Origin of the sequence: Nostoc sp., assembly GCF_036917515.1 — a bacterium.
Lineage (GTDB): Bacteria > Cyanobacteriota > Cyanobacteriia > Cyanobacteriales > Nostocaceae > Nostoc.
The window spans coordinates 1-13,922 of record NZ_JBALDE010000089.1; the positions used below are offsets into that span (position 1 = coordinate 1).

Sequence of the window (13,922 nt, forward strand, 5' to 3'; positions counted from 1 at the left end):
ATCCGCAAGCAACTGGAGTACTTCCCTACCTTGCGAGCGGCAATGGAGTATGTTCTGAGTTTAGTGTCCTAACCAACCTGGCGGTTGCTATAATATTCCCGAAGTATTGAATATTGGTTTATCAGGGGTTCCGATTTCAGGATGTGATATTGGTGGTTTTGCAGAGGATGGTAACGGATCTTCGCCACCAGGGAACCCACAAGTGCAAGGTGGTAAAGTGATCGGACAGGTTACAAGTCCAGAACTATTGACCCGATGGATGCACTTGGGGGCATTCCTCCCCTGGTATCGTAATCACTACAATGGCTATACCAAACAGTTTCAAGAAGTATACGCCTACGGTGAACCTGTCATTAGCAACTGTCGGAAGTATGTGGAGCTACGCTATCGCCTTCTCCAGGTTTTCTATGATGCAATGTATGAATGGACGCAAACAGGAATGCCGATTGCCCGTGCCTTATTCCTGAATGAGCCAACTGATTCGGGAATTTATAGTTTGTCCGATGCTCAGGGTATCTTTGGAAAACGATACTTCATTGATGATGAATTCTTCCTTGGTAAAGATTTACTCATTGCTCCGATTGTGACTCCTTCTTTCAATGCTGAGAATACAACTGTTCGCAAGATATATTTGCCTGCTTCTAGCCAGTGGTACTCCTTTAAGAACAATCAGTCCTCTCTGGAACCTCCAGTTAATGGTGGAACTGTGATTGACAACTACTACGCGGATCTCTCACTGGTTCCTATTTATGTGCGTGCTGGAGCTATTCTACCAATGCGGGAACTGGAACAGTATGTGGGCGAACTGCCTGAAAATCCCCTCACAATCAATATATATCCGGGTCTTGACAGCAGCTATTTACTCTATCAGGATGATGGCATCACCACAGAGGCGACATCCTCTACCGCAGCCTATCGCACGACCCGGATTAGCCATCAAACCAAACCAGATAGAAGCAAGCAAATTACCCTCAAACGGGAACACGATCGCTATCAACCTCCAGAAAAGTTCTACTACATTGCCCTCCTGGAAACGAACGCTAAGACAGTAACAATTAACGGTAGCACACCCCTAGATTACCTAAACCAACCAGACAAAAAACCAAAACAGTTAGCAGCGCTACTAGCCGCTTCACCTGTTAATGCCTGCTATTGGAATAGTGATATTAACATCACATTCATTAAGGTATTTGATACGCAATTAGAAGTGACGATAGTAGCACGTTAGTCCAAGTATCAGTATCAGATGTTTAGCTACCTGGTTGTTTCTCATTAATTTCCGGTTACTCTATACTAGGATTTACAAGGAGGATGTTATGTTTTCAGGTTTTGATCTTGGAAAACCAGCTCAAATTACGTTTACTCTTGACTATCATGAGCTACTCACTGGCGATTTGAAAGCGAACGTGAATTGTCACATTAGCTATGATCCGCTTCGGATTGTGCCCCGGGATGGAAGCTATGTTCATGGTGATCCCAATCAACCGATTTTCGTTCATGTTCAGTTTCAAAAGAACGGGCCTACTGAATCTAAACAACTGTACTCTCCCAATGGAATTATTAGTGCTCCCCATATTGATGTAACGGGTCAGGGATCAATGCTCTTCCAGGAGGTCTTAATTCCCAACAATGCTGAAGAATTGATTATCTGGTTCAGCTACCTTAATCCCAATACCAATGAAACTCTCTATGAGCGTAATAGCGATCGTCCTCTCTTTTATTTTTTTCGCTGGCCCTACCATGATGCTTGGGTTCGCAAAGTGGATATTATCGATAGCTCAACGAGTTCTATCAGTAGCTTTGAACTAGAAGTCGGTACTATTCCTAGCATCACTGAAGTGTCGGTTAATTGGAGAGTTATCAACGCTGAAGAATCATTAAAACAAGTAACCTCTCTGACTGATACCAAGCAAACCGATCGTGATAACAACAAGATTTGGACATTACAGAAATCGGTTCCTAAGGGAGCAGTTGTCAGATTCAAATTGAATTATGAGGTGAATGGGCGAAAGTACAAAAATGACAACGCCAGTCAATATTTTCTTGCACCAGAGCCTCAACGCCCTAATGTTCCACCGCCGCCGAAGCCATCCACATATCAATACTTCAGACAAAATTAAGCAGCAATAACGCCGTAAGATCGTAGGTTTTGGTAGTTAGGATGGGATTTAATTACAGTCTCAGAGAGTTCTAACGTTGAAATAAAGGTGTCGAGCAAATGGTCATTAAGTGCCCATAGCTTGACACTCGCCATAGAAAAGATAAAGAGTTTTTGACCCGATTGCTGTTGATGAGCATCGAGCTTGGCAATATTTAAGGCAGTGAAACTGGCATTGAAATGAATTACCTTGCCACAAGGAGTGGAAAACGTGTATGTCACAGGTGCTTCTCTTTGGCCTACCGATGGATCATGGAATCCCACTATGACAATGGTAGCGTTGGCCCAACATCTGGCAGACATTTTAGCAGAGCAGCCGACAGAAGCTAAAGTACTCGGAAACACATCCTTGGAAACTACCCTGACTTCTTTGCCCTTAACTTAGATGTTTGTGCTTCACCTTTGAGCAGTAAGTTAAGTCAAGCAACAGAGATATTCTGTCATCAGTGAACCTTTGCAGTTGTAAGCCAAGGGCAAAGAAGGGGAGCCGCAGTTTACTCGTGGGTCTAATATTTTGTGACATGTAGAAAGATTGGGAATCAGTCAGTTGGAAGGTGATAAGGGTTAATGAAGGATAGTCGGCTGTTATAGTTTGTGGCTTTGTTCACTTCTAACAGTCGTAGACGGGTATCATGCCCTCCCCAAACATCAGCGATTGTTTCAATCCTCTTGCGAGGTAGTAGCTAGCAGAAACTCTTTGTGTTCTGAAGCGCTTTCCTTATGTAGAGGCGACCCGCACCCAACGGGTGTAATCGCCGTTTCCTAATAGTGAAAATTTTTGTATCGATTGGAAAAGATACAAACCTCATAAACTTTACTCAAAGCTAATTTTTCGCACTAAGTCATTCATAACAAAAACATGAAAGTAATCTGGAATAGTTGCAGTTGGTTGGCGCAGGTATTAGCAATTCTTATAGCTACTCCTGCACTTGCAGAAATTGTTGATATTAACCTACTCCAACTTAATGATATCTATGAAATTACTCCTGTCGAAGGTGGAACTCGTGGCGGTTTAGCACGTGTTGCCACACTGCGACAGCAACTTTATAATTCCAACCACCGCACCTACACTGTCTTAGCGGGAGATACCCTTAGCCCTTCTGCTTTAGGAACTGCCAAAATTAACCGTAGACCTCTGGACGGTGAGCAAATGGTAGCTGTGATGAACGTCTTGGGGCTTGACTACGCAACTTTTGGCAATCACGAATTCGACCTTCCTAAAGAAGCTTTGTATCAAAGGTTGCAAGAATCTAAATTTCATTGGGTTTCCAGTAATGTATCTGATAGCATAGAAAAACCAAAACCATTCAAAGGTGTTCCCCGATCAATAGTATTCAATGTCAAAGGTGATGGTGGTGCTGTGGTTAGGGTAGGATTAATTGGTGTCACTCTTGATAGTAATAAGCCTGACTACGTCAGTTACACCAATCCGATTCAAGCAGCCAAACAGCAGGTTAGTGAGCTGGAAGGTAAAGTTGATATTTTAATTGCAATTACCCATCTATCAATAGAAGATGACCGCAAACTAGCCGAAGATGTACCGGAAATAGACATTATTCTTGGTGGTCATGAGCATGAAAATATCCAGCAATGGCGGAGTCATGAGCATAAAAATATCCAGCCATGGCGGGCTAAGTATTTTACACCGATTTTTAAGGCGGATGCTAATGCACGTACAGTTTATGTTCATAAATTGAGCTACGATACTATCAAAAAAAGCCTCCAAATTAACTCCACACTGATACCAATTACTGATAAAATTCCTGACGAACCTGAAACAGCAAGGATAGTTAAGAAATGGGTAGAAATAGGCGATCTGGCATTTTGCGCCGATGGTTTTAAGCCAAAGGAGGAAATTGCAAAACTGGAATTTACTTTAGATGGTTTAGAATCTAGCGTCCGCAACAAGTCAACAAAGCTGACAGAGTTAATTGCAAAGGCAATGTTGAAGGAAGTACCTGATGCGGATTTAGCCGTGTTTAATAGTGGCTCCATTCGGATTGATGATAGTATTCCAGCAGGGGTGCCAATTACTCAATATGATGTGATTCGTATACTGCCTTTTGGAGGTAAAGTTTTTGCAGTACAGATAAAGGGTAGCCTTTTGCAAAAAGTATTAGATAAAGGGCAACTAAATAAAGGCACTGGTGGCTATCTGCAAACAGCCAATGTTAGTCGTCAGGAAGCACCTTCAGATAAAGGGCAACTAAATAAAGGCACTGGTGGCTATCTGCAAACAGCCAATGTTAGTCAGAAAAAACCTTCAATTCAATGGTTGATTCAAGGTCAACCTCTTGATCCTAATCACCTTTATAAAATCGCTATTAATGACTTTCTAGCTAAGGGCAAAGAATCAGGATTAGATTTTTTAAATATTGACAATACGGATAAACAGGAGATTAAACTGATTGCCGAAAAAGGGGATATTCGTAAGGCTATAATTGACTATTTAAAGAGTGAAAAAACTGTTAGTGATACCAATTCAGACTGGACGTGTTCCAAACTCAAGAATTACTCAATTCCTCTCTCTCGGTAATCCACTAAAGAACTCTTGCAAAAGTTTTTTGTGATACATACCAGTTACTCTATCTTTTTTGGTAATAGGGAACAATTCGTGACCTTGCAACATCTCCTACGCTTACAGCAAATCATTTCCATGCTTTCTAACAAGCCAATTGTCTAACAGTGCTATCCGTTGCAGCTAACACTTCGCTGCAACAGACTGAATCGATATCTGGGTTGGGATGGAAAGAAGCAAGCGTCTGGGTGGATTTGCATTTTTGGTAGCTTATGGAGAATAATCACAAATAAAGCAGCTTTAGCATCTTTGTGCGAAAGAATAAATATAAAATATGGCGATCGCAATCGATTTTGGTACTAGCAACACAGTCATTGCTCGTTGGAACCCTGTAACCCAGCAGCCAGAAACCCTGGCTCTACCAGGTTTATCAATCAAACAAAGTCTCAATCCGCCACTGATTCCCAGCTTGGTATATGTTGAAGACGCAAGTCAAAATCAAGTCTTAGTCGGGCAACAAGTACGCGATCGTGGTTTTGACCTTAAAGGCGAAACGCGATTTTTCCGCAGCTTCAAACGCGGTATTGGTACGGATATTCAAGGTTTTTTACCCGAACTAGATGGGCAAATTGTCACCTTTGAACAAGTAGGGCAATGGTTTCTTACTCAAGTAATTGAAGAACTAGCGCCCCTAGAAGGTGGGTTAGATTCTCTGGTGTTAACCGTACCTGTAGACAGTTTTGAAGCTTATCGTCACTGGTTGGGAAAAGTTTGTCAAGCCCTTCCCATTGAACAGGTGCGGATGTTGGATGAACCCACAGCCGCCGCCTTGGGTTATGGCTTGGCAAATCAAGAAATTCTCTTGGTAATTGACTTTGGGGGTGGAACTTTAGATTTGTCCCTTGTTCGGTTAGATCAAAGTGTGCAAACAACTACCAAACCGCTGGGATTTCTCCTCAAGTGGGGTAATAAGTCTTTAGCTGAAGATTCAAAACAAAAAGTCAAAACTGCCCGTGTCCTGGCGAAAGCTGGGCAAAATTTGGGCGGTACTGATATTGATAATTGGTTGGTAGATTACTTTGCCAAAACTCAAGAACTGGTGGTAAGTCCCTTGACAACAAGATTGGCAGAACGGGTAAAAATTCAGCTATCAACTCAAAATCAAGCTAGTGAAGTTTATTTTGATGATGAGACATTTGAAAGTTATGAACTGGAACTAAATCGCGATACTTTTGAAAATATTCTCAAAGAACACGCCTTTTTTGAGTTATTGGATGAGTCGATGACGACACTGTTGCAGCAAGCAAGACGCCAAGGGATAGAACTTCCAGATATTAATGCAGTTTTGTTAGTTGGTGGGACAGTGCAATTGCCAGCAGTGCAGACATGGATTAAACAGTATTTTGAGCCAGAAAAAATCCGTTGCGAACGTCCCTTTGAAGCGATCGCTCAAGGTGCATTACAGCTAGCACAAGGCGTCCAAATTAAAGACTTTCTCTACCATAGTTATGGTATCCGCTACTGGGATCGCCGCAACCAGCGTCATAAATGGCATTCTTTAATTAAAGCTGGACAGGCATATCCAATGACTCAGCCAGTGGAATTAGTCTTAGGCGCTTCTGTAGAAAATCAGCCCAGTATTGAACTAATTATGGGAGAATTGGGAGCAGATACAGGTAGTACTGAAGTTTATTTTGATGGCGATCGCTTAATTACTCGCCGTATGGACAATAGTGAAACCAGCGTCAAACCCCTCAACGATCGAGAAGGCGCGAAGACAATTGCCCAACTGACACCAGCCGGATACCCTGGAAGCGATCGCATCAAAATCCTCTTTCAAGTTGATGAACAACGTTTTTTGCGAATCACTGTTGAAGACTTATTAACAAATGACACACTTTTGGAGAATCAACTTGTGGCACAGTTGAGTTAATTAACTAAAAGGATTTAAAAGTCGGATACCGCAACCGTTAAAATCCCAAATGTTGCGCGGTTACTAAGGTCATGAATCCCTCAAAAATGTGTTTTTAGTCTAGCAATATGTATAGATAGGTGCTTAACTTTGTGAACGCACCCGTCTATACATCAAAGGAAAAATTGCAGATATTGATTACGAATTACCGATTATTTCCGCACCACTACTAAAGTTCCTGTTGAAGCCCAGTTGTAAAGATTGCGAGCTTGCTTAACAGGTAAATTTACGCAACCGTGACTGATTGGAGTCCCAAAACGGTTATGCCAATAAGCCCCGTGAATGGCATACCCTCTATAGAAATACATTGTGTAAGGAACGTCAGGAATGTTGTAGCCTCTGCCTCGCATCCGGTGAGTGCGATACTTAGAATTAATCCGAAATCTACCTATGGGTGTAGGAGTTGATCGCTTACCTCCAGAAATGAGGTATGAGTAAACAAGTTTATGACCTTCCCATGCACGTAAACGTTGTTCTGACAAATCAATTTCAATCCAGCGAGGTTGGCTAATATTATTAGTGCTGTTTTGATCGACTGAGGTGGCTGTTGCTGTAGTCGAGTTGGGTATAACTGTAAGCGGTGATGACCAAGAGAATAAAGTCACCACCATCAGCGCCACACCTGTACAAAAAGTTCCTGAAGAACGAATCCCACCACGGCGAATCCAAGTTTGCATTATGCCTCATCTTCTAAACTACGCAAAATCATCAAGTGAAGTAATTTTCTGGAAAACTACAAATTTCCAGAGTGACTACTTGCTTTCTCTGTAGGATTTACGCAATTCATCCGCTAATGCTTCTCAACACAATTTCTAAGTTAATCTGCATCCAATTTGCACATTTGTCATTTGTGCATAATTAAATGATCAGTTCTAACTAGTGACTAATGACCAATGACTAATTACAAAGGATAACCTTTACAAAAATCTGTCATTTAAATGCTTAAATACAAACTTTCCCCAAGTTCATATTTGCATTTGTAATTTCATAGAGTAATTGTCAGGATTTCCGCTTATTTATTGGGCATAATAGTTGAATGCCCTCTTTTTTATTTTATTTCAAATTCTGTAATTACGACTCCGAAGATTCCCAGCATAAAATATTGCTGGGAATCACTTAATTGTCTTGATTTGTTGTTATTTATGATTTTACCTAAATTGCCTTTTGGCTGCTTTACCTATCATTTATGAATGACTATTGGTGTCCCTACCGATGCCCACTCAAATAGCCATTTTGCATGTTTAGGTGCAATATTCACACAGCCGTGACTCACTGGAGTACCAAATCTTTTATGCCAGTAAGCTCCGTGAATAGCGTAATTACCTTGGTAAAACATCGCATAAGGAACGTTGGGAACATTGTAGTTTTCTCCCTGCATCCGCGTAGTTTTAAACTTGGATTGAATCTTAAAAGTACCAACAAGAGTAGGAGTGGCTTTTTTACCAGAGGAAATAGCACTTCCATAAACTACTTTGTCACCTTGCCAAGCTATTAATCGTTGCTTTGAAAGGTTAATTTGAATCCAGCGCTGATCCGATTGTTGTAATGTCTGGATTGTTTGTGCAATCACTTGATTTTTGGAATTCGCCCAAACTTCACTGGTTCCAGTAGTAGTAAAAACACTTAAGGACAGTACTGTACCAGTGAGGATTATTTGTAAGCGACGCACCCAGTCAGGAGAAATTTGTCTTTTCATTTAAGATACACTCACACTCAAATTATCGAGTCTAGAGAAACTCATCAGTTTGCACCTTTATTTCCCTATCTATTACTTTAATAGACGTGAATTTTGATGATTTGATTCTAAGTTAACCTAACTGTCGCATTAGGTTTTTTGCCTGAGTTGCGATCGCTGACCAATTTCCTTCTGTAACAAGCTTTTTAGGAAATAATTCACTGCTCAAACCGACAGCAATCGCTCCAGCTTGCAAAAATTCTTTGGCATTTTCTAGAGTCACGCCGCCAGTAGGAATTAAGGGAATCTCACCCAGCGGCCCTTGCAAACTTTTGATATAATCAGCCCCTCCCACTGCCTGCACGGGAAATACTTTTACACAACTAGCGCCTTGACTCCAAGCGGTAACAATTTCTGTAGGAGTCAGCGCTCCTGGTATAATAGGCACATTTTTTTCTTGTGCTGCTTGAATCATTGCCGAATCAACGTGGGGTGTGAAGAGGAATTGCGCCCCAGATGCGATCGCATCTTGTAACTGCTGCACATTAAATAGCGTACCAGTGCCAACGATACAGGCTGGTAATTCTGAACGTAGTTGACTGATTAATTCCCCAGCGCGATCGCTATTCCAGGTAATCTCAATTAGCTGCATTCCCCCAGATGCTACAGCCACTGCCATTTGCTGCCCCATTTCGATTTGAGGGGCGCGGATAACTGCGATCGCTCGGTGTTTTTCCAACTGTGATAACCAAATTTGATTAGGCATTTTGACTAAGGATTGGGGACTGGGAGTAGAGATTGGCACTAGAGAATAGTTTTCAGGGTAACTGAAAGTTTCAAGATTTCAATCTAGTAAATACCTAATTTTTAATACTAATGCCCAATGCCATATTCCCAATCTCCTTAAAACTTGCTTCTTACATCAAGCTATGAGATATTAAATATAAATAACAGTAAATCTATCGTATTACCGTAGTTAAAAAATAAATGCCTCAGCATTTAGGTCTAAAGGAGTAATTAAAATGACAATTGCACGACAAAACACAGCAGCATCCTTACCAATCACCATTCACGATTCTAAAAGTGCCGATATAACTAACTTATGGAAGCTTGTGCAATTAGGTGCAAATGGCTTTTGGTGGCGCACTAAGCCATATACAACGATTCTGGGCGTTATGCTGCTAACCTTAGTAAGTCTGATTTTTCTTAGTATGCATTGGTATTACCGCAAACTGTTCTCATTTCTCAGCCATCAAGTCATTGGTAGCGAGCGTGGGATAAGCAATTAAAAATTAAAAACTAGACATGAACTTGCAAAAGGATAGGCGATCGTCTCAATCGCCTGATTTTACTTCCTTTACATTACTTTAGAAACAGTCTCTAAAAACTCAGCTTAATTCTTCTAGTAGAGGAGAGAGCTAATTAAAAATGCATATACTGCAATTACCAAGCAATAGTTTGTATAAGCCCCTAGTTAAAGACCTACTAGGAGCTTTTTTTTAATTGACTATCTACCTCAAATGGGTCATATACCAGTGGTCAGAACAGCTTCGGACATTGGCAAATCCTTAGAGATATCCATAGCCGACTTGTCCTAAGCAGGATCGTAGCCGCAATAGATAGATTAAAAAATCTAGTAGCAATTAAACTATTCCTAATGGATATTCATAATTAATTCTGATGGTAGATTAAGTCAAGAATGAAGATCGTTAATATATACATGTAAGTCAAAAACGTTTACCAACTTAACAACAATGAATATTCTTGCTTGGATTGTTTTAGGTCTAATTGCTGGTGCGATCGCAAAAGCTATCTACCCTGGTCATCAAGGTGGCGGAATTATAGGAACCATATTGTTAGGAATCATCGGTGCTTTTGTTGGCGGTAGTTTAGGTGTATTTTTCAGTACGGGAACTTTGTCTCTAGCGGCTCCTAGTCTTAGTATTCCAGGTATCGCGGTAGCAGTTCTTGGTGCAATTGTCGCAGTTTTCTTGTGGAATTTATTAACTAACCGCAGTCCTGTATAAAAAATTGCAGTCAATCAATGACAAAGATTTAGCAGATTCATTTAACTATTTTTAACTGTGAATTAAATTACAAAAATAGCGCCGCCATTAAACTATAGGTAGGCGTTATTTTTTTGATTATTTTGCTATAAAATATCAAAATTAGCCTTAGTCAGGCGTGTTAGAGCTTGGAGGGTGTTTAAAATTAAGAAAATCCACTGATTTTAGTACAGTTATTACTAAAAATTCTATAAGAAGATTAGTGATCACCAAATGTAAACTTATCCAGAAGTCTTAAATGTTAAAAACAAATTTATGTTAGTTTGATAGCTTATCTGATTTGACAACTTTTATCTATTCCCTCACAATGGGGAGATATGCTATTAGATAAATTCCGCTATTTACTGTATGTGTCAGAAAATCAGTTATGTTCATTGGTCTGAGCGGATGATTTTTTGTTGGCTAATTTAAATCTTTGAAACTTGTGTGAATAATAATGTAAAGTTTTGTATCAGTATTTAACATTTCTGGGTAATTAGTTATGATTCCCATAGTCATTGCACTCTATGCGCCAGTTTATCATGAGATTTCCCCTGTTATCGTGCTGGCTCCCTTTAATCTCTTATCTACCTGTGGGAAGGGAAGACAAAGGGCTGCTTTAGCAGGGTGAGGTTCTTTGGGTTTAATTAAGTAATCAAGCAAACATGATATTACATACTTACAAAATCATCAAAATATTCTCTTAAATTTAATTATGTCAATGTTATTATTGAGCGATAATCTACATTCCCAAATCTCAGCGCAAAATTTGACTTTGGGTTATGATAATATAAATATTATTAAGCATTTAGATTTAGATATACCACCAGGAAAAATAACTGCTTTAGTTGGTGCAAATGGCTCTGGGAAATCCACTTTATTACGGGGTTTAGCAAGATTATTAAAACCTCGCGTTGGCACAATTTATTTAGATACAACAGATGTATTTAAGCTATCAACAAAAGATGTTGCTAAAAAATTAGGAATTCTTACCCAAGGACCTATTGCACCAGAAGGATTAACTGTTCGAGATTTGGTAGCTTGTGGAAGGTTTCCTTATCAACATTGGTTGCAGCAGTGGACAAAAGAAGATGAAAAATTAGTAGAACTAGCGTTAGAAATTACTGGGACTAAATACTTGTCAGAACGCGAGTTAGATACTCTTTCTGGTGGACAGCGACAACGTGCTTGGATTGCAATGGCATTAGCTCAAGATACGGATATTTTATTGTTAGATGAACCAACTACTTTTTTAGATTTGGCGCACCAAATAGAAGTTCTAGATTTATTGTATGATTTAAACCAAAACCAGCAACGAACGATTGTCATGGTGTTACATGATTTGAATCATGCCTGTCGTTATGCTGATTATTTGGTAGCGGTGAAAGAAGGTCAAATTTTTGCTGTTGGCGAACCTAATTTGGTGATCACTGAGAAGATGGTAAGGGAGGTGTTTGGATTAGAATGTCGGGTTATCCCAGACCCGGTTTCCGGTACACCGATGTGTATACCAGTGGGAAGAAAGGGGAGAAAATAGAAACAAATAAAAAACCTTACATGACACAAAACAGTTCAGTTAAGCATTTCTTCCTTCTCGTCTTGCAGAGTAGGGAATAAGTTTTCGGCGTTGCAGCGCTCAAAAAACATCTCGCAAATATGCAATGCTCTCTTCTAAAATTAGATTGCTATATTTATTGCAGATATTTAATACAGTAGAGAGCGATTGCCTCTGTTCTGGAATCATGTCACTCAGAAATTCATATTGTGCATGGGTCAAGCTGCTAGGGTATGCTTTAGTCATGTTGCTCTCTCGGTTGTCTATTATCTATTCACAGCGTATACTGAAAGAGCTTTTTTACAACCTGACCGACTTTTAAAATACCCTCTCAAGCTTTGCAGAAGTTTACTAACCTTGTCAAGGCAAATCAGCAATTATCCCGTCCCAGTAATTTGTAATTGCTCTTTGTGAAGTCGTCATTGAAACCTAAATAAATTCAGGTGAAGTTAGGATGTGTGATAAAAGTAACATATCCTAGCATCAGAGATTTTTGACAGAAATCTGTAAAATCAAAGATTCAACAAAGGCGATCGCATGACCAACGGCGTAATAATGCAGTATTACCATTGGTATATCTCCAATGATGGTACATTATGGGACAAGCTGGATAAAACAGCCAATGAGCTAGCTGATGCAGGCTTCACTGCCTTATGGCTGCCGCCAGCTTATAAGGGCAGTGGTGGAACATGGGATGTTGGATACGCAGTCTACGATTTATTTGATCTGGGTGAGTTCGATCAAAAAAATACTGTTCGGACAAAATATGGAACACGCGAACAATACTTAAGGGCGATTAAAACAGCACAGCGTGTAGGTATGCAAATCTATGCCGATGTGGTTTTCAACCACAAAGATGGTGGGGATGAAATAGAGCTATTATAGCACAAGAAATGGATTGGAATGACCGCAACCGTGCAGTCAGCGATTGGTACGAAATTGCAGCTTATACAAAGTTCAATTTTTCTGATCGTGGAGATAAATACTCCAGTATGAAATGGCACTGGTGGTGCTTTGATTCATTATCATACAACGTAGATACCAAAAGGGCAGACAAGCTCTACCGCCTTAAAGATAAACATTTTGAAACGGAGGTTAACCAGGAACATGGTAACTTCGATTATTTAATGGCGAATGACCTGGATACAGGTAATGACCTCGTGCGCGGTGAGTTAATGTATTGGGGGCGTTGGTTTGTTGACACCACAGGTGTAGATGGCTTTCGTATTGACGCTGTTAAACATATCCGCTCCACTTTTTTCCGTGATTGGTTAAATCACCTGCGAGTTCATTTTAGTGGGCGGGAACTGTTTAGCGTTGGCGAGTACTGGTCTCAAGATATCGATGCCTTACACGGTTATATTGCCTCTAGTGATGGACGTTTGTCGTTATTTGATGTGCCTCTACATTTCAAATTTCACCAAGCTAGTCGCCAAGGTAGTAGTTTCGATCTGCAATCGATTTTTGATAAAACCTTAGTTAAAGAACAACCTGCCCTAGCTGTTACCTTTGTTGAAAACCATGATACTCAACCTTGTCAATCCCTAGAATCGCCTGTTGAACCTTGGTTTAAGCCTTTAGCCTATGCACTAATTTTACTGCGCCGAGAAGGCTATCCTTGCGTTTTCTATGCAGATTATTACGGGGCACAGTATCAAGATAAAGGACGTGATAATACCCTTTACTCTCACCGTTTTTTGATTGACAAGTTCTTGAAGGCGCGTAGAGAATACGGTTTTGGCGACCAGCATGATTACTTTGACCATCCCAATACTATCGGTTGGACGCGCTTGGGTACTAGAGAACATCCGGGTGCAATGGCTGTAGTGCTGACCAATAGCGCACCAGGGAACAAGTGGATGAATGTGTTCCGACCCAATCAGGAATTTTACGATGCCACAGGACATATAGCAGTTCCTGCTTGAGTGCAATACAGTATGGGATGATGGAGTATATCAACGTCTAAGTGCCTGTAGAATGAAACCTTACTCCTGTGATC

15 protein-coding genes are annotated in these 13,922 nt (G+C 40.4%); 10 read left to right on the plus strand and 5 right to left on the minus strand.

Annotation, left to right across the window (positions count from 1 at the left end; genetic code table 11):
* Positions 1 to 94: 94 nt before the first annotated feature.
* Both V7K89_RS10655 and V7K89_RS10660 read left to right on the plus strand, forming a co-directional pair.
* The gene (locus V7K89_RS10655; protein WP_335186931.1) at positions 95 to 1,228 is read left to right on the plus strand and encodes a glycoside hydrolase family 31 protein; all 1,134 of its coding nucleotides are present in this window, start codon (positions 95 to 97) and stop codon (positions 1,226 to 1,228) included.
* 88 nt (positions 1,229 to 1,316) lie between these two features.
* On the plus strand, positions 1,317 to 2,120 hold the full coding sequence (locus V7K89_RS10660) for a hypothetical protein (RefSeq protein WP_335186910.1): 804 nt from the start codon (positions 1,317 to 1,319) through the stop codon (positions 2,118 to 2,120).
* Here the strand turns inward: V7K89_RS10660 and V7K89_RS35840 are convergent.
* On the minus strand, positions 2,117 to 2,380 hold the full coding sequence (locus V7K89_RS35840) for a hypothetical protein (RefSeq protein ID WP_442941637.1): 264 nt from the start codon (positions 2,378 to 2,380) through the stop codon (positions 2,117 to 2,119). The genes V7K89_RS10660 and V7K89_RS35840 overlap by 4 nt on opposite strands.
* Positions 2,381 to 3,017: 637 nt before the next feature.
* Between V7K89_RS35840 and V7K89_RS10670 the strand changes: the two genes are divergently transcribed.
* Positions 3,018 to 4,694, plus strand: a complete 1,677-nt coding sequence (locus V7K89_RS10670; protein WP_335186911.1) for a bifunctional metallophosphatase/5'-nucleotidase — start codon at positions 3,018 to 3,020, stop codon at positions 4,692 to 4,694.
* Positions 4,695 to 5,010: 316 nt separating this feature from the next.
* Positions 5,011 to 6,609 carry an Hsp70 family protein gene (locus tag V7K89_RS10675; protein WP_335186913.1) on the plus strand — a complete coding sequence of 533 codons (1,599 nt, stop codon included), beginning with the start codon at positions 5,011 to 5,013 and terminating at the stop codon, positions 6,607 to 6,609.
* A 191-nt stretch (positions 6,610 to 6,800) separates the two neighbouring features.
* Here V7K89_RS10675 and V7K89_RS10680 read toward each other — a convergent pair whose 3' ends face one another.
* From V7K89_RS10680 to V7K89_RS10690, 3 genes are all read right to left on the minus strand, one after another.
* The gene (locus V7K89_RS10680; protein WP_335186915.1) at positions 6,801 to 7,325 is read right to left on the minus strand and encodes a L,D-transpeptidase; all 525 of its coding nucleotides are present in this window, start codon (positions 7,323 to 7,325) and stop codon (positions 6,801 to 6,803) included.
* Between the two features lie 503 nt (positions 7,326 to 7,828).
* The gene (locus V7K89_RS10685) at positions 7,829 to 8,344 is read right to left on the minus strand and encodes a L,D-transpeptidase (protein ID WP_335186917.1); all 516 of its coding nucleotides are present in this window, start codon (positions 8,342 to 8,344) and stop codon (positions 7,829 to 7,831) included.
* A gap of 112 nt (positions 8,345 to 8,456) precedes the next feature.
* Entirely contained in the window at positions 8,457 to 9,089 is a 633-nt protein-coding gene (locus V7K89_RS10690; protein WP_335186919.1) for a bifunctional 4-hydroxy-2-oxoglutarate aldolase/2-dehydro-3-deoxy-phosphogluconate aldolase, read from the minus strand.
* A 256-nt stretch (positions 9,090 to 9,345) separates the two neighbouring features.
* Between V7K89_RS10690 and V7K89_RS10695 the strand changes: the two genes are divergently transcribed.
* The 4 genes from V7K89_RS10695 to V7K89_RS10715 all read left to right on the plus strand — a co-directional run bounded on the left by V7K89_RS10695 (position 9,346) and on the right by V7K89_RS10715 (position 11,905).
* The gene (locus tag V7K89_RS10695; protein ID WP_335186921.1) at positions 9,346 to 9,612 is read left to right on the plus strand and encodes a hypothetical protein; all 267 of its coding nucleotides are present in this window, start codon (positions 9,346 to 9,348) and stop codon (positions 9,610 to 9,612) included.
* Between the two features lie 465 nt (positions 9,613 to 10,077).
* On the plus strand, positions 10,078 to 10,350 hold the full coding sequence (locus V7K89_RS10700) for a GlsB/YeaQ/YmgE family stress response membrane protein (protein WP_335186922.1): 273 nt from the start codon (positions 10,078 to 10,080) through the stop codon (positions 10,348 to 10,350).
* Positions 10,351 to 10,870: 520 nt separating this feature from the next.
* Positions 10,871 to 10,999 (plus strand): hypothetical protein, encoded by a 129-nt coding sequence (locus V7K89_RS10710; RefSeq protein WP_335186923.1) that lies wholly within the window; start codon positions 10,871 to 10,873, stop codon positions 10,997 to 10,999.
* Positions 11,000 to 11,083: 84 nt separating this feature from the next.
* Positions 11,084 to 11,905, plus strand: coding sequence for an ABC transporter ATP-binding protein (locus V7K89_RS10715; RefSeq protein ID WP_335186924.1), 822 nt, complete (start codon positions 11,084 to 11,086; stop codon positions 11,903 to 11,905).
* A 99-nt stretch (positions 11,906 to 12,004) separates the two neighbouring features.
* Here the strand turns inward: V7K89_RS10715 and V7K89_RS10720 are convergent, their stop codons facing one another.
* Entirely contained in the window at positions 12,005 to 12,169 is a 165-nt protein-coding gene (locus V7K89_RS10720) for a hypothetical protein (RefSeq protein ID WP_335186925.1), read from the minus strand.
* Positions 12,170 to 12,460: 291 nt separating this feature from the next.
* Between V7K89_RS10720 and V7K89_RS10725 the strand changes: the two genes are divergently transcribed.
* Positions 12,461 to 12,808, plus strand: a complete 348-nt coding sequence (locus V7K89_RS10725) for an alpha-amylase family glycosyl hydrolase (protein WP_335186927.1) — start codon at positions 12,461 to 12,463, stop codon at positions 12,806 to 12,808.
* Between the two features lie 8 nt (positions 12,809 to 12,816).
* The gene (locus V7K89_RS10730) at positions 12,817 to 13,848 is read left to right on the plus strand and encodes an alpha-amylase (RefSeq protein WP_335186929.1); all 1,032 of its coding nucleotides are present in this window, start codon (positions 12,817 to 12,819) and stop codon (positions 13,846 to 13,848) included.
* The last annotated feature ends 74 nt before the right edge of the window (positions 13,849 to 13,922 follow it).

Excerpts from the sequence above, each read along its gene's own strand:
- V7K89_RS10660 (WP_335186910.1), top strand. The coding sequence starts at position 1,317 with ATGTTTTCAGGTTTTGATCTTGGAAAACCAGCTCAAATTACGTTTACT.
- V7K89_RS10670 (WP_335186911.1), top strand. The coding sequence starts at position 3,018 with ATGAAAGTAATCTGGAATAGTTGCAGTTGGTTGGCGCAGGTATTAGCA.
- V7K89_RS10675 (WP_335186913.1), top strand. The coding sequence starts at position 5,011 with ATGGCGATCGCAATCGATTTTGGTACTAGCAACACAGTCATTGCTCGT.
- V7K89_RS10680 (WP_335186915.1), bottom strand. The coding sequence starts at position 7,325 with ATGCAAACTTGGATTCGCCGTGGTGGGATTCGTTCTTCAGGAACTTTT.
- V7K89_RS10685 (WP_335186917.1), bottom strand. The coding sequence starts at position 8,344 with ATGAAAAGACAAATTTCTCCTGACTGGGTGCGTCGCTTACAAATAATC.
- V7K89_RS10690 (WP_335186919.1), bottom strand. The coding sequence starts at position 9,089 with ATGCCTAATCAAATTTGGTTATCACAGTTGGAAAAACACCGAGCGATC.
- V7K89_RS10695 (WP_335186921.1), top strand. The coding sequence starts at position 9,346 with ATGACAATTGCACGACAAAACACAGCAGCATCCTTACCAATCACCATT.
- V7K89_RS10700 (WP_335186922.1), top strand. The coding sequence starts at position 10,078 with ATGAATATTCTTGCTTGGATTGTTTTAGGTCTAATTGCTGGTGCGATC.
- V7K89_RS10710 (WP_335186923.1), top strand. The coding sequence starts at position 10,871 with ATGATTCCCATAGTCATTGCACTCTATGCGCCAGTTTATCATGAGATT.
- V7K89_RS10715 (WP_335186924.1), top strand. The coding sequence starts at position 11,084 with ATGTCAATGTTATTATTGAGCGATAATCTACATTCCCAAATCTCAGCG.
- V7K89_RS10720 (WP_335186925.1), bottom strand. The coding sequence starts at position 12,169 with ATGACTAAAGCATACCCTAGCAGCTTGACCCATGCACAATATGAATTT.
- V7K89_RS10725 (WP_335186927.1), top strand. The coding sequence starts at position 12,461 with ATGACCAACGGCGTAATAATGCAGTATTACCATTGGTATATCTCCAAT.
- V7K89_RS10730 (WP_335186929.1), top strand. The coding sequence starts at position 12,817 with ATGGATTGGAATGACCGCAACCGTGCAGTCAGCGATTGGTACGAAATT.